Here is a 19303-nt window from a genome sequence, read left to right on the forward strand (position 1 = left end):
ATTTATAACACACTGTTTTTGTGTAGTCAACGACACCAAAAGACAGGCTTTTTAGCATATGGGTTCATTTTGTAATTTTATGCTATAATAATGGCTGTTATAAAGGAGGAAGACTTAATGGTTGAAGAAAAAAACAATGTATCAGAGCCAAAGCCTTCCCGCTTACGGAGAACCATGCGAAGGCTCGGCCGTGTCATAAAGTGGGTCGTCATCATCGGTTTTATGGGAGCACTATTTGCAGGAGGAACCGCCGCCGGCTATGTTGCTTCTATTGTAAAAAACGAGCCCGTGCGTTCCAGATCTATGATTCTACAGGAAGTAGATAAGAATGCCATTACAGGCTTCGCTTATTTCAATGATGGCTCTCCTATCGGGCAGCTCCGAACCGAGGAAGATCGAAGACCTGTTACGTTTAAGGAGATTCCTCAACTCGTCATTGACGCAGTCATTGCCATTGAAGATAACCATTTTTACGAGCATAAAGGTGTCGATTTGTCAGGAACACTGCGTGCTGTGAAGCAAAAGGCACTCCATGAATCCGTACAAACTGGAGGGAGTACGCTTACCCAGCAGCTTGCGCGTCGTGTCTTTTTGAATCTTGATCGCACAGATGACCGCAAGGTCAAAGAAATTTTGCTATCTCTGCGCCTTGAGCGCTTCCTGAGCAAGCAGCAAATTATTACGGCCTATCTCAATAAGGTACCTTTTGGTAACGGATCAAGCGGTTACAACGTCTTTGGTATTAAAGCAGCGGCCAAAGGTATTTTTAATGAGAATGATTTGAACAAGCTTAATGTAGCCCAAGCTGCCTATCTGGCAGGTCTACCGCAGCTCCCTTCTTCTTATTCTGCTTTTAACGGTAAAGGCGAGTTTAATGAAGCTGGCTTTAAAAGAGCGATCAACCGCCAGCACCTAGTTCTCAGCCGAATGCTGGAGGAGAACAAAATCAATAAAGCCCAATATGATGAAGCAATGGCTTTTGATATCCAAAAATCTCTTGCCCCACGTACGGTTAAGGCTTATAACACCTATCCATATCTTATGATGGAAACAGAGCGGCAAGCTGCGCAGGCACTTATGTCTGTCACCAATCCGAGTCAAGCAGCTAATGCCAGTGCAGCTACCAAAACCAAAGATGATAACGACATGCTCAAAGAAGCGGAACAGCAGCTTCGCACAGGCGGCTATATGGTATATACCACCATTGACAAGAGCGTGTACACATCCATGCGTCAAATCGCAGAAAATAAGGACAACTTCTCTGCTACAAGCAAAACCAAGGGTGACGAGCAAGCGGCCGCCATTCTAATTCAGCATAAAACAGGCGCCATTCTCGGTATGATGGAAGGCCGTGACTTCCAAAAGGAGCAAATGAACTATGCTACCCAGATGGTACGCCAGCCGGGTTCAGCCATGAAACCGATTGCTGCTTATCTGCCTGCTTTGGACAGCGGACTCGTACAGCCTGGTACGATTGTGGATGATGCTCCTATTATTTTGAAGGATGGCAGTCATGGGTATCACATCCCGAAAAATGCCAACAACCGCTATCAAGGATTGGTCACAGCCCGTTATGCACTGAATCAATCGCTAAATACGATAGCACTCAAGCTGTTTAACGAAAAGGTAGGGATCAGTAAAGCCTGGGCTTTTGCTAAAAAACTGGGTATTACCACCTTGGAACCAAGTGATAACAACGCCCAAACAGGGGTACTTGGCGGCTTAGCTCATGGGGTAACCGTTGAGGAGCTCACCAATGCATATGGAGCCATTCCAAATGGCGGTGTGTTTAATGATGCCTATATGATCGAAAAGATCGTAGATTCACAGGGCAATATTGTATATAAGCATCAGCCTAACCCTGTGCAGGCCTTCACACCACAAACCGCCTACCTGATGACGGATATGTTGCGTACAGCCGTATCGGAAGGCACAGGCAAACTGGTGAAGCGTAACTTTAACCAATCTGGCAAGATTCCAATTGCCGGAAAAACAGGCACTACGCAATCCTACACCGATGTTTGGTTTGAGGGTTTCACGCCTGACGTTACGCTGGGAGTGTGGGTTGGTTACAAGCAACCTGTCAATAAGCTTGAAACGAAAGCACAAAAAGAGCGGGCTCGCCGTCTGTGGGCTCTAATCATGAATGAAGTAACGGCTAAAGATTCTCAGTTGTTCCAAACAGACAGCTTCAAGCGACCTGACGGTATTGTAAGCCGTACAGCCTCCGCTTATGGTTCAGACATTTATAACAGTAAATATCTACCCAAAAACAGTGAAAATGGTGTTACCCGTGCGAAATACATTACCTATCAAGGTGTAAATTACATTCCACGTGATGGTACGCCAGATGATATGTTGTATGAACGGACTGTTAGAAAACGGGAAAAACCGATCTCAGAGTTGATTAAAGAGCTTCAGCAAGCCTTTACAGTGATGAAACGACATAACTCGTTGTCTTACTACCTGCCTCAAGATGCAGATAAAGAAGCTCCTACTCAGATTGACCCACGCAAGGACGATGGAGCAGCTCCTAACGCTCCTTCTAGTGTCAGCGTAAGTTATAGTGACGGCAAGGCGATAATCAGCTTTAGCCCCAGCGGAAATAGCGATGTTGTAGGTTACCGTCTGTATCGTTCCACAGATGGGGGCAGCTTCCAACGGCTTGGCAAGGTTGTCATGGCTGACGACTCCAAGGTTTTCTCTGATAGCCCTGGGGGAAGCAGCGCAAGCTACTATGTGACCGCCGTTGATGTGGGAGGACATGAGTCTGGACCAAGCAGCAAAGCAGACACAGCGCCTGTAGTACCCCCTGCGAATTCTGAGTCACCAGACGCTCCGGGCGTGGGAGATGGAACAGAGGTGCAGCCTACGGAAGTTCCTACTGCTCCTGGTCAGCCCCAAGCTAAAGCCGCAGGCAAGTCTGTAGCGCTCCAATGGAGTGCAGGAAAGCCCGCGGACGCTATAACAGGCTATAACGTATATTACAGTGAAAGCGGTGCGGAGCCTTTTAAAAACATAGGCTCTACCGCATCTACCAGCTTTGAGTATAAAGCGGGCAGCAAGCCCAAAGGCTGGTTCCGTGTTACTTCCATAAATGCCATAGGGGAATCGGCTCCTTCTGGAGCGGTTCGCCCATAATAATGGAAGACAAAAGCAGGAAACGATACTTTGGGTGAAGATGAATGAAATTCCCCTAATAAAAAGGGAGTCTCCATAGCTATAATGGCTATAGAGACTCCCTTTTTATTGCAAACATGCAGTAATTCAATCCTCAATAGTAGACAAGTCACCTGTAGGCAGGTTAAGTTCCCAGGCTTTCAGCACACGTCTCATAATTTTACCGGAACGGGTTTTGGGTAACTTTTCTTTAAACTCAATTTCACGCGGAGCAGCATGAGCAGACAGCCCTTCCTTGACGAAACGGTAAATATCCTGTTGTAACGCTTCCGACGCTGTATAGCCGTCACGCAGGGCGACAAAAGCTTTAATGATCTCTCCTCGTACAGTGTCTGGTTTCCCAATGACTCCAGCTTCGGCTATAGCAGGATGCTCCAGGAGCTTGCTTTCGACCTCAAAAGGACCGATGCGCTCTCCGGAGGAGTTGATGACATCATCAATTCTTCCCTGAAACCAGAAGTATCCATCCTCATCCATGTAAGCCGAATCGCCGGATACATACCAATCGGGAAAACGGAAATATTCCTGGAACTTGTCTGGATTGTTCCATATACGGTTCATCATGGATGGCCATGGTGTACGAATCGCCAAATGTCCCATCCTATTAGGAGGCAGCACCTGGCCTCTGTCGTCCAAAATAGCTGCCTGAATACCTGGGAGTGGCTTTCCCATCGAGCCCGGCTTAATCGGCAGCTCTGGGTAATTACAGATCAACTGTCCTCCTGTCTCCGTCATCCACCAAGTATCATGGATACGCTGTCCGTAGACTTGCCACCCCCATCTCACCACTTCGGGATTAAGTGGCTCCCCAACGGATAATACATGCCGCAAGCTGCTGAGATCATAATTGGCAACAACCTGCTCCCCTGCGCTCATCAGCATCCGAAACGCCGTAGGAGCACTATACCAAATCGTCACTTCGTGACGTTCAATCGTACGATACCAGTCCTCTGGGCTGAAACGGCCTCCACGAATGACATTCGTCGCTCCATTTAACCAAGGAGCAAAAATGCCATATGACGTTCCCGTAACCCAGCCAGGATCAGCAGTACACCAATACACATCATCTTCCCGCAGATCCAGCACCATTTTCCCTGTATAATAATGCTGAATCATTGCATTTTGCACATGATATACGCCTTTGGGCTTGCCCGTTGAGCCTGATGTATAGTGAATAATTAATCCATCTTCACGACTCAACCATTCGGGTTCAAGCTCTTCTGAGGACATAAGCATTTCCGTTTCAAAGTCAATAATCCCCTGTTCCCGTTCGTCCATGTTACCAACCACAAAAATATGCCGCAACTCAGGAAGCTCCTCACGTTTTACCCGTGAAAGAAGCGCAGGTGTGGTTACTAATGCCACCGCTCCGCTATCCTGCAAGCGATCCTTAACCGCCGTCTCCATAAACGCCTCAAATAATGGACCGACAACAGCCCCTACCTTTAAAACACCTAGCATACTAATGACCAGCTCAGGTGAACGCGGCATAAATATAAACACACGCTCTCCTTTACCAATACCGTATTTGCGCAGCACATTTCCGAACCTGTTGGAGCTGGCACGGAGCTGAGAAAAAGTATAGGTTTCATGACGGTTTGCGTCACAATACAAAAGTGCTGCTTTCTCTCCCCGACCTTCCTCAACATGTCGGTCAATCGCTTCATGTGCCATATTCACTTTGCCTGTTTCATACCACGTAAAATGACGTTCTACATCTTCCCACTGAAAGTTGTTGTAAGCTTGTTCATAAGGGCCCATGTTGGATGTGGGAACTACAGCCTGGAGCTCATCGATCTTCATGCATTCAGCCTCCTCACAATAGAATAATGAGAATTACACAGGACAAAATAGCGCTTACATAATTAATGATGCCAATGATCACCTTTAATTTGTGGATTGATTTAAAAGCACTTAATTGTGAACATTTCGTGTCTAAATCAGTATATCATAGTTTAGGATGTGACGACCATCCTTTTCATTTATTTGTTTTTTTGTTATAAGTAGGGGGTATGAAGAGCTACTGACGGCAAACAAGGAGGTCGCACACATGCAGCATTTAAAACTGTACCACTCGGACACACTGGATCATAACGGACAAACCATTCATGTAGAAGGACCGGTATCCGCTGATCGACTGCGGTCATTTCAAATGCATACGCAATTGGACGCCTTTCGTAAACCCAAAGAGCAATTCAACGCGCTAGTGGAAATTTCAGAACTGCCAGAAGGCAGAATCATCATTGCTCATGATGGAGAAACTCTTCTGGGATACGTGACTTTTCACTATCCAGATGAGATGGAACGCTGGTCAGAAGCTGGTATGAAGGATTTATTAGAACTCGGAGCTGTCGAGGTAGCCGATGACTACCGAGGGCTGGGCCTGGGCAGCCGAATGATTCGGATTGCCTTTGAGGACGGCCAGCTCGAATCCTATATTATTTTTACGACCGAATACTATTGGCATTGGGATTTAAAAGGCAGCGGTCTTTCCGTATGGGAATACCGCCGCATGATGGAACGCCTGATGAAAACCGTAAATATGGTATGGTACGCTACGGATGATCCTGAAATATGCTCACATCCGGCGAACTGCCTGATGGTAAGAATGGGAGACGATGTACCCCTCGAATCAAGAGAACAGTTTGACCGTATCCGGTTTGTCCGAAGATTCATGTATTAAAAAATCATATCATTAGTCCAAATGCTTGAGCATGAACTCCACAATACGGTGCGAACGATGCGAAGCTTCTACCGTAAACTCAGTATAATTTACGTGAGCTGATCCATCAGCCTTATCTGACATAGATCGTAGGACCACATAAGGCACAGCGTTCATATGAGCTGTCTGAGCTACTGCGGCGCCCTCCATTTCGGTACAAGCACCGTTCATTTCGTGATGTAATGCTGTTACTATCTCACGATTTGCGACAAATTGATCGCCGGAAAGTACTTTTCCGACTATATAGCGATCACCAAACGATTTGCAGGCTTGTTCAGCCAGGCGGACTAGAGCGGGATCGGCCGCGAACTCGGAGGTATCTTGATAAGGAATGACCCCTCTGGCATAACCCAAAGGCGTTACATCCATGTCATGCTGCATACATGTTGATGAGATGACAATGTCCCCAATGTTTAAATCGGGGTGCACTGCCCCTGCCACTCCAGTGAATATAATTTGTTCTACGCCAAAATGATCAATCAGGATTTGTGTTGTTACTGCAGCATTAACTTTGCCCACACCAGACTTGCAGACGACTACCCTATGCCCGTGAATTATTCCGGTAGTGTAGGTGATCCCCGCCTTGGTCGTCTTGTTTGCTTCCGTCATCGCTAAGAGCAGCAACTCAATTTCTTCATCCATTGCACCCATTAATCCATAAAGTCGGCTCATTACGTTTCCCTCGTTTCTTAGTTTGATGATGATAGCACAAGAAGCTATGTATCCACGAAAAAAGCTCCGTCAAAGGAGCTTTCATCGATGGTGTATCCTATTTGGCACTATACCTAGTCTAAATAATTAACTGATAACCGTAAAATGGTTTCATGCGGCAAAATAACGCGAGAGTTCTCCACGTTTTCCTTTTTCATCAGCTTGGTTAACAAACGCATCGCTACCGCACCCAAATCGTACATCGGTTGCGCGACAGTTGTCAGCTGAGGACGAACCATGGAGGCCATACGAATATTGTCAACACTGATGACCGAAAAATCGTCAGGTACTTTCAGTCCCTCATCCTGAATGCTATGAATCGCACCAATGGCCATTTCATCCGTAGCGGCAAAAATAGCAGTTGGTTTCTTCTTCAGACCGAGGAAGTATTTCATAGCTTCAACACCGGATTCATAACGATAGTTCCCGATTCGCACGAGATCTTCCTGATAATCAATTCCAGCTGTTTCCAACGCTCTCTTGTAGCCTTGGAAACGTGCATAGCCATTTGCAGGGTCTTGAAGCGTGCCACTGATCATTGCGATTTGACGGTGTCCATGGCGGATCAACGTGTTAACTGCATCAAACGCAGCGGCTTCATGGTCAATATCAACCGAAGGATAGCTACCTTTTTCATCACTCGTTGCACATAAAACAATAGGGACAGCAGCTGTATGAAATGCCTGAATATGCTCGTCCGTTACTGTGCCGCCCATGAACAGAAGTCCATCGACTTGTTTTTCAAGTAACGTATTGATAACGCGGATTTCTTTTTCTTTCCGCTTGTCGGCATTACATAAAATGATGTTATAGTGATACATATTTGCAATATCCTCAATACCGCGCGCAATTTCTGCAAAAATTGAATTCGATATATCCGGAATAACAACGCCAACAGTTGTTGTCTTCTTGCTGGCCAAACCTCTAGCTACCGCATTTGGGCGATATCCCAATTGTTCGATTGCTTCGTACACCTTTTTGCGAGTTTGAGGTTTTACATTAGGATTATTGTTAACTACGCGGGACACTGTCGCCATTGAGACCCCAGCTTCGCGAGCTACATCATAGATCGTTACCGTCACATTCCTTCTCTCCATTGCCAATAAATTTTCAACCGAATCCTAGATCAACTAATTAGAACCATGATACGACAAAATACTACTTTATGCAACGACAGCACTCATTCTACATAAGTGAGATGATCGTGGAGTGCACGGGCTGTAATATTCGAATGGGATGTATGCCAGACAGCCTCCCCGTCCTTGATTAAAATGGCCTGCGGGGATTCATGTTTCACCTGAAGCTTGTCCGCGGCGGCATTGGACACTGGTCGATCTTCTACTACATAAATGATACCGTATTCAATATTTTCGTCGGAAGCCCCTTCCAAATAAGATTCCACTTCCTGATATGCGCCTGCACTTATCGGACAACGTGTGCTATGCTTAAAGAGGAGTAACGGTTTATCTGATGACGCTTCCAGAGCCGTATTTAATTGTTGAATAGTAGTCATTTTCGTCATCGTCGCCATTGGATATACATTCCTTTCTGTGTCTTGTCGTATGGCCTATTCACATCGTAACAAAAAGAACATGTAAAATCCAATGGTGACCATGAAAATTTTCATATTTTTTAGTTTTTTGTATTCGTTAATACCGATTTACTGGTAAAACCGGATAATTGAAGCAATCTTTTCTCTACATCACTCATCCAATCTTCATCTCCTAGGCTTCTCGCATAGCGATAAAGATCCAGTAAGAGATTAATCCGAAGCTCCATTCGCTCCTCCAAAGCGGATTGCCAATCCACATGGGGATTGTCCGCTTCCTCCAGTATAAGCTTGCGAATAATTTCTGCCAGTTCATTGTTGCGAGCAAAAGATATTCGCCGGGGCGCAGGTTTGCTTCCTAGACTTTGTAAAAGTTCCTTAATGTCCTTCGTCACATGCTGCAGAACCTCACTGGAAAAGCATGACGGGCATGAGAATACAGGAACATGCAAAATCTCAACTTTACTCGCATATATTACCTTTCGCAATTCCAGTCCCATCGGTTCACCGCATTGGCATTGCTTATGCACTTTTAACCACCTCATTACGTAGGATCAAACTATATAAGGATCTCTTCTGATATCCAGATATATCTATCTACTAGTCTATAAAATATTTGTTAACTCTATAAAATCTATCATACCTTTTTTTATTTCGACTTTGGGGTCTCAAATCCTTCCACAGATTGCAGCAATGAACAAATTACCAAGGCATTGGAGAGTCAAAAAATGACGGTGATTGTAGTAAAAGAGCGACTTCTAACCTGAGAAACTGCGAAGGAATGGACTTTGGGCTTACTTTTTCTTAAGATGTAAAAGTACAGACTACGAACAAGGGTGTCCGATGTGGCGCAGGAAAGGATGGTTAGATGTCAAGACTTACCGGAAAAAAGGTCATTGCTCTCGTAGATGAGGAATTCGAGGATCTGGAATTATGGTACCCGGTGTACCGTGTTCGTGAAGAAGGCGCGGAGGTACATTTAGCCGGTGCTGAAAAAGGTAAAAAGTATATTGGAAAATACGGCGTGCCTGCCGAAGCAGAATATGCCTTTGAAGAACTGAATAGTAGCGATTATGACGGTATTCTTGTCCCTGGCGGTTGGGCGCCTGATAAACTGCGCCGCTACCCCAAGGTTATTCAACTTGTACAGGAGTTTCATGCCGCACATAAACCCATTGGACAAATCTGTCATGCAGGCTGGGTACTGATTTCAGCTAAAATATTGGATGGTGTCACGGTCACCTCCACGCCAGGTATCCGTGATGATATGGAAAATGCAGGAGCGATCTGGAAGGATGAAGCTGTTGTGACAGACGGACACATTGTATCCGCTCGTCGACCGCCCGATCTTCCACCTTACGGAAAAGCGTTCTGCGATGTATTAGCTAATCACACTCAGAAATAAGATATGTAACCCGACACAGGACTTGAGTAAACTTATGTATGGCTAGATCAAAAAAGCACCTTCAAACCATGAATAAAATGGTTTTGAAGGTGCTTTTTCGTCCGAGCGATCTAAGCAATGCGGATATTAAAATATTAGGGCCGCCCGGGTCCGGCCGGAGTACAGCTGATATTAGCCGCAGTCAGCTTGTCTTCGATCGCCGCACCAGTGGACATGCCGAAGCAAGCACGAGCGATTGCCGTTGCTTCAGATGTAGTCGTATTCAGCACTCGATGCTTGACCCGCAACAAAGATTGGGGGGACATACTGAGCTGATGTATTCCCAGTTCCAGCCAAAGTGGAACGGATCGTTCATCCCCAGCCATCTCACCACAGACACTCACATCAATTCCGGCTTGATGTGCCGCTTGTGCAATCATACGCAGCATTCGAAGTACAGCTGGATGGTATGGATGGTACATATGTGCAATCTGCTCATTCATACGGTCCACAGCCAGCACATACTGCACAAGATCGTTTGTTCCGATACTAAAAAAGTCGGTTTCAGCTGCCAAGAGATCTGCAATCATCGCCGCAGCCGGAACCTCAATCATAATCCCTCGCTGTATGTTGGGATTATAGGCAAGCCCTCTTGCATCCAAATCCGCCATAGCCTCTTTCAAAAGATCATCTGCCTGGCGGACCTCCTCCACGGATGAGATCATCGGATACATGACCTTGATATTCCCCATTGCACTGGCTCGCAAAATTGCAGTCAACTGCGTTTTAAACAGTTCCTTCCAATCCAGACTAATCCGTATCGCACGATACCCTAAAAAAGGATTTTCTTCCTCTGGAAGTTCAAGATAATCCAGCGGCTTATCACCGCCGATATCCAATGTACGAATTACCACGGAATGATTCCCTGCCTTTTCGGCTATTAGTCGATATACTTGATACTGCTCCTCTTCATCAGGAGCAGATTTACGATCCATATATAAAAATTCCGTGCGGAACAGCCCTACACCTTGCGCTCCATGCTTCAAAGCGGCCTCCAGCTCTTTGACAGAACTAATATTGGCCGCCAGCTTCAGCGTGGTTCCATCCTTGGTCACAGCTTCTACAGAAGCGAGCACCTGAAGCTGTTCCTTTCTGCGTCGCTGCTCGTCACGCAAAATGATATAGTGGTCTGTTACGGATTTTTCTGGGTTTACATACACCCTACCCAGGTCTCCGTCCACAACCATCATATCTCCGGTTTGAACGGGCAAATTCAAATTGCTCTCCAATCCAGAAACGAGTGGAATACCAAGCGCGCGGGCCATAATCGCAGAGTGCGATGTTTTACCACCATTCATAGTCACAATCCCTAGCACATAGCTAGGATTCAAGTGGGCTGATTGAGATGGCGAGAGCTCCTTGGCTACCAGGATATAGGGCTGTGTATCCTTGGGAAGAGTTACTTCCGGTGCGCCCAGCAAATGCTTGAGCAGTCGGTTCCCCACATCCTTAATGTCGATTGCCCGCTCTTTCATATATTCATCATCCAGCAAATCAAACATTGTCACAAAATGATCAATAGCTTCCTTCACAGCCACCTCGGCTGCCTTGTACTGACGCTGAATAATGCCGCTAATTTCGTTCATAAATTCCGGATCTTCCAATATCGCAAGATGAGCATCGAAAATGCTGGATTCCTCCACTCCCACCATCTCTCGAAACTCATCCTTAATAAACTGGATTTCACTTTTGGACGTACGTATTCCTTCATACAATCGTTCAAATTCCTTCGCAAGATCTACCGTATCCATTTTTTGATCAGGTAAATCCCACTCCCAGCTCGGCAGGACAAATGCCTTCCCGATGGCCACACCTGCTGCGGCGCCGATGCCTTCTATCATGTTTCTACCCCTCCAACATTCCTGTCATGCAGCACAACGGACATTACCGAGGCCTGACCCTTTTTCACTGTTTTAAACGGAGCAAAGCTCCACGACTTGACGCGATCCGGATTCGTGATGACCATAGGAGTCACCAGCGATGGAGCTTGCTCTCGCAGCGCCTGCAAATCAAATTTGATCAGCAATTGCCCCGGCTCAACCGTATCGCCTGCTTCTACCATAGCAGTAAAATTCCCTTTTAGCTGTGAAGTATCAATCCCGATGTGAAGCAGAACCTCAAGTCCTTCTCGTGTGGAGATGCCTAAAGCGTGCATGGTCGGATACAAATGCATTACCGTTCCATACACCGGAGACACAAGTTCACCGCGTTCAGGGACAAAAGCAACACCGTCCCCAACCAGCTTTGTCGCAAAAATTTTGTCAGGCACTTCATGAATCGGTAACATTTTTCCATGTACAGGAGCATTGAACAAAATTTGAGGAAGATCACGCTCCATCAGCTTCGCAATTTCCTCACGAATCAGTTCTGAATAGGTTCCAAATACGACTTGTAAATTACCCCCGCCCAGATTAATAAGCCCGGCCGATCCCAAAGCCTTCATCGCTCCGGTATCTATCAGCCTGTCATTGTGGACGGTCAGCCGCAAACGGGTGATGCAGGCCTCTACCTGCACAATATTCTCCTTCCCACCGAGTGCTTCCAGAATAAGCGGAGCACTGTAAGGAATATTACCAGCCCAATCCTCCAGAACCGAGCCTTCCTCGCGGCCGGGCGTAGGAATACGGAACCGACGGATTGCCCATCGAAACAGTACATAGTACACAAGTCCGTATGCCACTCCGACTGGAATTAACAACCAGGCATTGTGTGACAGATGGAAATTAAGGACATAATCTATAAAACCCGCCGAATATGAAAAGCCATGATGAATGTCTAGCTCAAAAGTAAGCCACATAGCTAGACCAGACATAACCGCATGAACGAGGAACAAATAAGGAGCTGCAAACAAAAAGGCAAACTCAATCTGTTCCGACACACCGGTAAAAAAGCAGACCAATGCAGCTGTGAGAAACGTTTTTTGCACCTTTGGCTTCAAATCTTCACGAGCTTCCTGAATGATTGCAAGCGCAATAGCAGGGATCGCAAACATCATAATGGGAAACAACCCGGACATGAAATAGCCCGCTGTCGGATCGCCAGCAAAAAACCGGGGCAAATCCCCCTGCACAACGTTGCCAGACGGCGTTTTATATGTACCCAGTTGAAACCAAAATATATTGTTAAGCAGATGATGAAGACCAAAAGCGGCCAACAGCCGATATAGAATGCCGTAAATAAGCAGTCCAAAGCCGCCCAGGCTCGATTCCAGGCCTACTATAAATTCCAGCCCTCGCTGAATCAGCGGAGCAATAATCAACATGAGCCCTGCAAATACAGCAGAGAACAGGCCAATAAGCAGCAGAACAAATCGGGTGCCCCCAAAAAACTGTAGCACTTCGGGCAACTTAATGCTTTTGAAGCGATTATAAGCCAACCCTGAAATGACCCCCAAAATGATGCCAATAAGCGTCGCTGGCTGAATGAGTCCGTTTCCAAATCTCAATGTGACCTGGTCATATATAGCCATACCAGCCAATGCCGCCAGTCCCGCCTGACCTGCTTGATTCGACATCCCTAGTGCAACACCCACCGCAAACAAATACGGCAAAAAATAAAAAATCCCGTGTCCCGCCGCATTTGCCATATCAGATACCATAGGAAATCCCCAAGTGGCCCAAGGAAGGCTGCCGAGACTTAGCAATATCGCAGCTGCTGGCAGCACCATCGTCGGGAGCATGACAGCACGACCAAGCTGTTGTAAGGATCCGAGCCAATTCATGGCATTCCTCTCCCTTCTATCCCTGATGGTAAGCCGAATAAATACTTTTGTCAAAGCCATGGTTACGTCAGCCAAAAATATTTATTTACGCTTCTACAGGTCAGATAACTTATTAATCAACGATAAGCCTATGAATTCATTTAGTCCCTCTCATATTTCAAGCATACATACATTATATGGATATCTGAAAGTATAATATACTGTACCACAGTTCTCATTTCACACCAAAAACCTTCAACCCTATAGAACAAGGGAAGAAGGTTTTCTTCATGTGCATACAGTATGGGTATGAGATGTAATTATCCTTTACGAACAGCTTGGGTCACTGAATCCTCTACCTTAATGCAGCGGTCCATAATAACCGTCATGCCATGCTCCTGCGCAATGTCAGCGGCTTCCTGACTTATAATTCCCTGTTGCAGCCACAATATCTTAGCTCCAATAGCAGCGGCTTCACGCGCAACCTCTGCGCAGTATTCACTGCGGCGGAATACATTAACCAATTCTACGGGTTCGGGAACCTCAGCAAGACTGGCATAGCAAGTTTCTCCAAGAATCGTTTGCCCTGCAGCCACAGGATTAACCGGAATAATCCGGTATCCCCGCTTTTGCATAGCATAAGAAACCATGTATGAGGTGCGGTCTGATTTATCAGACAAACCAACAACCGCAATATTGCCTACTTGTTCCAAAATGTTCTTAATCTCTTCTCTGGACGGATTTTCAAAAGCCATTTTATCTCCTCCTGTCTGCATCATAACTTACCTTTATTTTACCCATTCTACAGAAGCACCAAGCGTCGTCAGATGGTCGAAATACTGTGGATACGATTTGGCGACATGATGCGCATCCTTAATCATTAACGGCTTCTGCGCGCGCAAACCTACTACCGTCAATGCCATAATAACACGGTGATCAAAATGCGCGTTAATTTCCACACCACCTTCGACACCCTCTGGTCTGCCATGTACAATGATTTCCGCTTGACGCTCTTCTACGCGAGCGCCAGCCTTGCTCAACTCATTCAAATAATCAGTAATACGGTCACATTCCTTATACCGCAAATTTTCCACGTTATAAAAACGGGATGTACCTTCGGCAAATACAGCCGCAGCTACCATGGCAAGCACAGCGTCTGTCGCAGCATCACCGTCAAACTCGATGGCTTTCAATCGACCGTTCCCTTTTACGACAACGGTATCGTTCTCATGTGTCAGTGGCACTTCCATCATACGCAGTACATCTACAATTGCACGTTCTCCCTGTTTGCTCTGCTCTTTAAGACGATGGATCGTAACATCTGAATTCGTTACTGCAGCAGCCGCTAGCACCGCAGCACTCCCTGGGTAATCCCCCTGTACAGTATACGTACGTGGCTGGTAGGATTGCCGACCCGGGACGCGAAAAGACATGTAGTCATCACTTGCATGAATGATAATACCGGCCTCTTGCAATACCTCCAAAGTCTGCCCGATGACCACTTTGGATTTCAAATCATGCAGCACTTCGATTTCACTATCTTCCCCCAGTAAAGGTGTAAGGAACAGCAGAGCGCTCAAATACTGTGAGCTGACCGAGCCGGATACCTGAATTTTACCGCCCTTCGGCTGACCACCCTGGATACGTATTGGCAACTTGCCTTCACGATGATCTACCTTAACCCCCAGCTGCCCTAATGCATCGATTAAATCATCATGTGGCCTTTTCCCCAAGGAGTCTGGATATGTATTCACAAATGTAACATCCGGACATAGGGACGCAATTCCCATCAAAAAGCGGAGCACCGCACCTGCATTACCTACATTCAATTCTTTCACAGCTTGAGGATGGCTACCAAAACCTGTAATCACTATTTTTTCATCATCCTCTTCCAGCACTGCTCCCAGATCGGTGATACAACGGCGCATAGCATCACTGTCTTCACTATGAGCTGGATAATAAATAGTACTTTGTCCTTCGGCAAGTGCAGCCGTGAGCAGATAACGAGTCGTGTAGTTTTTGGAGGACAAAGCCCCAATTTCTCCTTGTAAGGAAGGGGTAGGTCTAACGATAACATCCATAATATACATGCTCCTTTTCGATTCAAACCATCCTAGTTTACGTTAATTATACAAGTTGTAACGTTCTTTTCTCCACCTAAAAAATAAGAAATATCATTTAGGCCTCTTGAGGTTTAGCAACCTGATTGCCTAATCTTTATTTAGTATTAGATTTGGGCTAATTGACAGCCTAGAGATCGGTTCGCTATCATACATAGAGAGTGTGACGTTTCTCACACGATAACAACACTAGTAGTACCCAACTACATTAGAAAAGAGGTCCAAGCCATGACGCAAATCGCTCTGATTGAACCTTCTGAGCTTCGCGCACGCCTGCAAGCAGGAGAACAATTGCAATTGATCGACGTCCGTGAGGCGGAAGAAGTAGCGGAAGGTATGATTGAAGGTGCCAAGCACATTCCGCTCGGACAGATTCCGGGCCGTCTTGAGGAAATCGAACGCACCGGTGAAATCATTTTTATTTGCCGGAGCGGTTATCGCAGTGAACGTGCCTGCGAATATTTGCAGCAGCTAGGTTACGAAGGCTGCACCAACATGACCGGCGGCATGCTTCAATGGTCACAGGAGCAACCAAACAGCTAGTTTATAAAAGAGACGGGAACTTTCCGTCTTTTTTATTTGCACTCAAAGCTTAGACGCGGTAAAGCATTAAAATATTGTGTTTCTATCATACCATAGCGTCAAAAGATTACACAATCCTTTACCGGCTTCAAAATTGTGTCTATCATACCAAATCAAAAAAAGGAAGCTTTTTCTACCCATAGGGCTAAAAAAGCTTCCTTTTGCGTTACCTACTGCATCATTACATATTCATCGGTTTATTAGAACCATTGATGATGGAATACGCCTTCTTTGTCCACACGCTTGAACGTATGTGCACCAAAGTAGTCGCGTTGCGCTTGCAGCAGGTTTGCTGGCAAACGCTCAGTGCGATAGCTGTCATAGTAAGCAAGCGCGCTGGAGAAGCCAGGCACTGGAATACCTTGGGATACAGCCACGGAAATCACTTGACGCCAAGCATCTTGATACGTTTCTACTATATTTTTGAAGTAAGAATCCAGCAACAGATTTTTCAAGGCAGGATCACGGTCATACGCATCCTTGATATTTTGCAGGAATTGCGAACGGATAATGCAACCACCCCGGAAGATCATTGCAATTTTTCCGTATTTCAAATCCCAATCATATTCATCGGAAGCTGCACGCATTTGAGCGAAGCCTTGAGCATAAGACACAATTTTACTTGCGAACAATGCTTTACGTACGCTTTCGATAAATTCTTTCTTGTCGCCACTGAAGGATTCAGCTTTAGGACCGCTCAGCACTTTGCTTGCCGCAATACGCTCGTCTTTCATAGCAGACAAGAAACGGGAGAATACGGACTCTGTAATCATGGACAATGGCACGCCCAGATCCAGCGCGCTTTGGCTCGTCCATTTACCAGTACCTTTTTGACCTGCTGCATCCAAAATCACATCTACCATAGGCTTGCCTGTTTCAGCATCATATTGGGAGAAGATGTCGGCAGTAATTTCGATCAGGTAGCTGTCCAGTTCACCTTTATTCCATTCTGTGAAGATTTCATGAAGCTCTTCCGCACTCACATTCAGAACTGATTTCAGCAAGTGATATGCTTCACCAATTAATTGCATGTCGCCGTACTCGATACCGTTGTGCACCATTTTTACATAGTGACCAGCACCGTCGGGACCAATATATGTACAGCATGGGTCGCCGTCCACTTTAGCAGAGATTGCAGTCAGAATCGGCTCTACCAGTTTATAGGCACTTTCTTGTCCACCCGGCATAATGGCAGGACCATTCAAGGCACCTTCTTCCCCACCGGATACGCCTGTACCAATAAAGCGAAGTCCTTTTGCCTCCAGCTCCTTGCTGCGGCGCTGTGTATCTGGGAAGTAAGCATTGCCTCCGTCTATAATAATGTCGCCCTTGTCCAGATGAGGCACAAGCTGTTCAATCGTGGCATCTGTAGCTTTACCAGCTTGAACCATGATCAGGATTTTACGGGGTGATTCCAGTGAGTTTACAAATTCTTCAATGGAGAAAGTACCCGTCAGTTTTTTACCTTCTGCTTCTTTGATAAGATCGTGCGTTTTTTCTAGAGAGCGGTTAAAAACCGAAACGGTGAAGCCTCTGCTCTCAATATTAAGGGCCAAGTTTTTACCCATTACCGCCAGGCCGATCACACCAATTTGCTGTTTTGCCATCTGGTTCCTCATCCTTTGCAACATATTTTGTGTTCTATATCGCCGCTTTACCGCATTACACTTTATGTGAATCGGAACACGTGCACTTCTATTTTAACGTTTTTAGTGTCAGAAGTGAACCCCTGTCTAATCGCAGATCAAAACACCCCATTTGCATGAGGTGTTCCGATGTACTACGCTTCCATCATCAACAGTTGGTGAGATAGCGTTTGCAGGCGTTTATGGCAACTCTCGATTTTAATCGTATCTTTTTCCGTCATCGCTGCGAACAGCTTCTCCAATTCATCGTCTACCTCCATCTTAAGCAGCAGCAGCCGGGTTTCCCCTTCATTGGAAGCGTACATATCCTCCATTTCCTGAGCGGACAGCACCGGTCCCTTCTGATAAATGACACGCTGCTTAAAGCCAGTAACCTCGACCAGACGAATGACCTCGCCGAACAAAATATTTTCCACCAAAATATGATGATCCTTGACTCTTTTGACAATGGCATGACCTCGGGTGCTTCCAATCAGCTTCTCCAACCACTCAGCCAGCTTGGCATCGCGGATTACATAATCTCCAGCCAGCTTGTAGTGTCCAGTGCGCAATTGTTGAAAACGGAGCTTCACCAGCTTGCGCCCGGTTCTCACCGACAAAACCAGATACGACTCATCCTCGCTCCAGTACAGCGAATACCCTTCCGATATCAAATCCTTGATCAGATTATGGATATGCCGACGGCTAAACCGGAGCTCTAGATTGCAATATTCTACCTCACAGCCCTTGTTCACGGCATTCCCTCCTTTTTCAAGTCCGATTCAAGAAGTCCGGCTACAGCAAGCCTGCGGCTTTCCCGCTTGATCTTCCCTTGCTCTATTTTATACTTCATTTTATGTAAGGGTACTTGGTTATTTGACCTATTTTTATGAGTAACAGCGCACAATCCTACTTTTGCCTTATATGCTTGTACCGAGCCCGGTCTAAAGTCGGTCAAGCCCGTGACATTATGCTATAATCGGACATATTACGCCAAACGATATGGCTTAGCCTAGATATAGGAGGAATAGGAATGACATTCAGTGGATTTACTGCAGAGGACTTTGATGTTTTTGAAATACCAGGCTTGGAGCCTCGTATGGAGGTGCTGGTTCAGCAGGTACGACCCAAGTTGGAGGCGATTGGCGAGGAGCTGGCCCCCTTCTTGACGGACTTATGCGGAGAACCTATGCACGTTCATGTAGCCAAGCATGCACGGCGTAAAGTCAATCCCCCGATCGATACATGGGTAGCCTGGGCGGCAAATAAGCGCGGGTATAAGGCCTTGCCGCATTTTGAGGTAGGGATGTTCGCTTCCCACATTTTCGTTATATTCGCAGTCATTTATGAAAGTCCGAATAAAATCACGTTTGCCCAGGCCCTTGAAGCCAACCTGAGCGATGTGCGCTCTAACCTGCCGGGCCATTTTTACTGGTCGATGGATCATATGGCTCCTGAAGGCACAGAACAGCAGCAAATGGACACTGAGGAGTTTCAAACCATGATTAACAAGCTGCAGCAGGTAAAAAAAGCCGAAGTTATGTGCGGGCTCCGTATTGATCGTAATGACCCTCTCGTCAGTGACGGAGCTGCGTTGCTGCGGACGGTGCGTTCCACCTTTGAGCATTTGCTGCCGCTGTATCGAATGGCTTTCCCAAAGGAGTAGTACC

General features: G+C 46.2%; 16 protein-coding genes. 5 read left to right on the forward strand and 11 right to left on the reverse strand.

Annotation, left to right across the window (positions count from 1 at the left end; genetic code table 11):
* Positions 1-117: 117 nt before the first annotated feature.
* A complete protein-coding gene (locus tag ACQQ6X_RS05805; protein WP_305164562.1) occupies positions 118-3141 on the forward strand; it encodes a transglycosylase domain-containing protein in 3024 nt (1007 codons plus the stop codon).
* Positions 3142-3267: 126 nt separating this feature from the next.
* On the opposite strand, the gene acsA is transcribed toward ACQQ6X_RS05805, so the two are convergent.
* Positions 3268-4983 carry an acetate--CoA ligase gene (gene acsA, locus ACQQ6X_RS05810; protein ID WP_305164563.1) on the reverse strand — a complete coding sequence of 572 codons (1716 nt, stop codon included), beginning with the start codon at positions 4981-4983 and terminating at the stop codon, positions 3268-3270.
* 247 nt (positions 4984-5230) lie between these two features.
* Here acsA and ACQQ6X_RS05815 point away from each other — a divergent pair, with 247 nt between their 5' ends.
* Positions 5231-5863 (forward strand): GNAT family N-acetyltransferase, encoded by a 633-nt coding sequence (locus tag ACQQ6X_RS05815; protein WP_305164564.1) that lies wholly within the window; start codon positions 5231-5233, stop codon positions 5861-5863.
* 12 nt (positions 5864-5875) lie between these two features.
* On the opposite strand, the gene ACQQ6X_RS05820 is transcribed toward ACQQ6X_RS05815, so the two are convergent.
* The 4 genes from ACQQ6X_RS05820 to ACQQ6X_RS05835 form a co-directional block, all read right to left on the reverse strand.
* On the reverse strand, positions 5876-6574 hold the full coding sequence (locus ACQQ6X_RS05820) for a 5'-methylthioadenosine/adenosylhomocysteine nucleosidase (RefSeq protein WP_305164565.1): 699 nt from the start codon (positions 6572-6574) through the stop codon (positions 5876-5878).
* A gap of 113 nt (positions 6575-6687) precedes the next feature.
* On the reverse strand, positions 6688-7695 hold the full coding sequence (ccpA, locus tag ACQQ6X_RS05825) for a catabolite control protein A (protein ID WP_063213653.1): 1008 nt from the start codon (positions 7693-7695) through the stop codon (positions 6688-6690).
* Positions 7696-7793: 98 nt separating this feature from the next.
* The gene (gene ytxJ / locus ACQQ6X_RS05830; protein ID WP_305164566.1) at positions 7794-8144 is read right to left on the reverse strand and encodes a bacillithiol system redox-active protein YtxJ; all 351 of its coding nucleotides are present in this window, start codon (positions 8142-8144) and stop codon (positions 7794-7796) included.
* Positions 8145-8245: 101 nt separating this feature from the next.
* Positions 8246-8692 carry a hypothetical protein gene (locus ACQQ6X_RS05835; protein WP_305164567.1) on the reverse strand — a complete coding sequence of 149 codons (447 nt, stop codon included), beginning with the start codon at positions 8690-8692 and terminating at the stop codon, positions 8246-8248.
* A 338-nt stretch (positions 8693-9030) separates the two neighbouring features.
* Between ACQQ6X_RS05835 and ACQQ6X_RS05840 the strand changes: the two genes are divergently transcribed.
* The gene (locus ACQQ6X_RS05840) at positions 9031-9567 is read left to right on the forward strand and encodes a type 1 glutamine amidotransferase domain-containing protein (protein ID WP_305164568.1); all 537 of its coding nucleotides are present in this window, start codon (positions 9031-9033) and stop codon (positions 9565-9567) included.
* Positions 9568-9701: 134 nt separating this feature from the next.
* Here the strand turns inward: ACQQ6X_RS05840 and ptsP are convergent, their stop codons facing one another.
* The 4 genes from ptsP to aroA form a co-directional block, all read right to left on the reverse strand.
* Positions 9702-11447 (reverse strand): phosphoenolpyruvate--protein phosphotransferase, encoded by a 1746-nt coding sequence (gene ptsP, locus ACQQ6X_RS05845; protein ID WP_305164569.1) that lies wholly within the window; start codon positions 11445-11447, stop codon positions 9702-9704.
* The gene (locus ACQQ6X_RS05850) at positions 11444-13327 is read right to left on the reverse strand and encodes a glucose PTS transporter subunit IIA (protein ID WP_063213658.1); all 1884 of its coding nucleotides are present in this window, start codon (positions 13325-13327) and stop codon (positions 11444-11446) included. The genes ptsP and ACQQ6X_RS05850 overlap by 4 nt, the downstream gene beginning before the upstream one ends.
* Positions 13328-13626: 299 nt before the next feature.
* A complete protein-coding gene (locus tag ACQQ6X_RS05855; protein ID WP_305164570.1) occupies positions 13627-14061 on the reverse strand; it encodes a CoA-binding protein in 435 nt (144 codons plus the stop codon).
* A gap of 33 nt (positions 14062-14094) precedes the next feature.
* Positions 14095-15387: a 3-phosphoshikimate 1-carboxyvinyltransferase gene (gene aroA, locus ACQQ6X_RS05860; protein ID WP_305164571.1), complete on the reverse strand. Its 1293-nt coding sequence runs from the start codon at positions 15385-15387 to the stop codon at positions 14095-14097.
* A gap of 267 nt (positions 15388-15654) precedes the next feature.
* On the opposite strand from aroA, the gene ACQQ6X_RS05865 reads away from it, so the two are divergent.
* A complete protein-coding gene (locus ACQQ6X_RS05865; protein WP_149033587.1) occupies positions 15655-15969 on the forward strand; it encodes a rhodanese-like domain-containing protein in 315 nt (104 codons plus the stop codon).
* 239 nt (positions 15970-16208) lie between these two features.
* Here ACQQ6X_RS05865 and gndA read toward each other — a convergent pair whose 3' ends face one another.
* Complete coding sequence (gndA, locus tag ACQQ6X_RS05870; protein WP_305164572.1) at positions 16209-17615, reverse strand: NADP-dependent phosphogluconate dehydrogenase; 1407 nt, start codon at positions 17613-17615, stop codon at positions 16209-16211.
* Positions 17616-17788: 173 nt separating this feature from the next.
* Positions 17789-18388: a hypothetical protein gene (locus ACQQ6X_RS05875; protein ID WP_305164573.1), complete on the reverse strand. Its 600-nt coding sequence runs from the start codon at positions 18386-18388 to the stop codon at positions 17789-17791.
* 278 nt (positions 18389-18666) lie between these two features.
* On the opposite strand from ACQQ6X_RS05875, the gene ACQQ6X_RS05880 reads away from it, so the two are divergent.
* Positions 18667-19299 (forward strand): YktB family protein, encoded by a 633-nt coding sequence (locus ACQQ6X_RS05880; protein WP_305164574.1) that lies wholly within the window; start codon positions 18667-18669, stop codon positions 19297-19299.
* The last annotated feature ends 4 nt before the right edge of the window (positions 19300-19303 follow it).

The organism is Paenibacillus ottowii (genome assembly GCF_050516475.1).
In the GTDB taxonomy this organism is placed as follows: domain Bacteria; phylum Bacillota; class Bacilli; order Paenibacillales; family Paenibacillaceae; genus Paenibacillus; species Paenibacillus ottowii.

Coding starts and splice junctions, on each gene's coding strand:
- ACQQ6X_RS05865 (WP_149033587.1), top strand. CDS start 15,655: ATGACGCAAATCGCTCTGATTGAACCTTCTGAGCTTCGCGCACGCCTG.
- ACQQ6X_RS05815 (WP_305164564.1), top strand. CDS start 5,231: ATGCAGCATTTAAAACTGTACCACTCGGACACACTGGATCATAACGGA.
- ptsP (WP_305164569.1), bottom strand. CDS start 11,447: ATGATAGAAGGCATCGGCGCCGCAGCAGGTGTGGCCATCGGGAAGGCA.
- gndA (WP_305164572.1), bottom strand. CDS start 17,615: ATGGCAAAACAGCAAATTGGTGTGATCGGCCTGGCGGTAATGGGTAAA.
- ACQQ6X_RS05850 (WP_063213658.1), bottom strand. CDS start 13,327: ATGAATTGGCTCGGATCCTTACAACAGCTTGGTCGTGCTGTCATGCTC.
- ACQQ6X_RS05820 (WP_305164565.1), bottom strand. CDS start 6,574: ATGAGCCGACTTTATGGATTAATGGGTGCAATGGATGAAGAAATTGAG.
- ACQQ6X_RS05840 (WP_305164568.1), top strand. CDS start 9,031: ATGTCAAGACTTACCGGAAAAAAGGTCATTGCTCTCGTAGATGAGGAA.
- ACQQ6X_RS05855 (WP_305164570.1), bottom strand. CDS start 14,061: ATGGCTTTTGAAAATCCGTCCAGAGAAGAGATTAAGAACATTTTGGAA.
- ACQQ6X_RS05880 (WP_305164574.1), top strand. CDS start 18,667: ATGACATTCAGTGGATTTACTGCAGAGGACTTTGATGTTTTTGAAATA.
- ACQQ6X_RS05805 (WP_305164562.1), top strand. CDS start 118: ATGGTTGAAGAAAAAAACAATGTATCAGAGCCAAAGCCTTCCCGCTTA.
- aroA (WP_305164571.1), bottom strand. CDS start 15,387: ATGGATGTTATCGTTAGACCTACCCCTTCCTTACAAGGAGAAATTGGG.
- ytxJ (WP_305164566.1), bottom strand. CDS start 8,144: ATGGCGACGATGACGAAAATGACTACTATTCAACAATTAAATACGGCT.
- acsA (WP_305164563.1), bottom strand. CDS start 4,983: ATGAAGATCGATGAGCTCCAGGCTGTAGTTCCCACATCCAACATGGGC.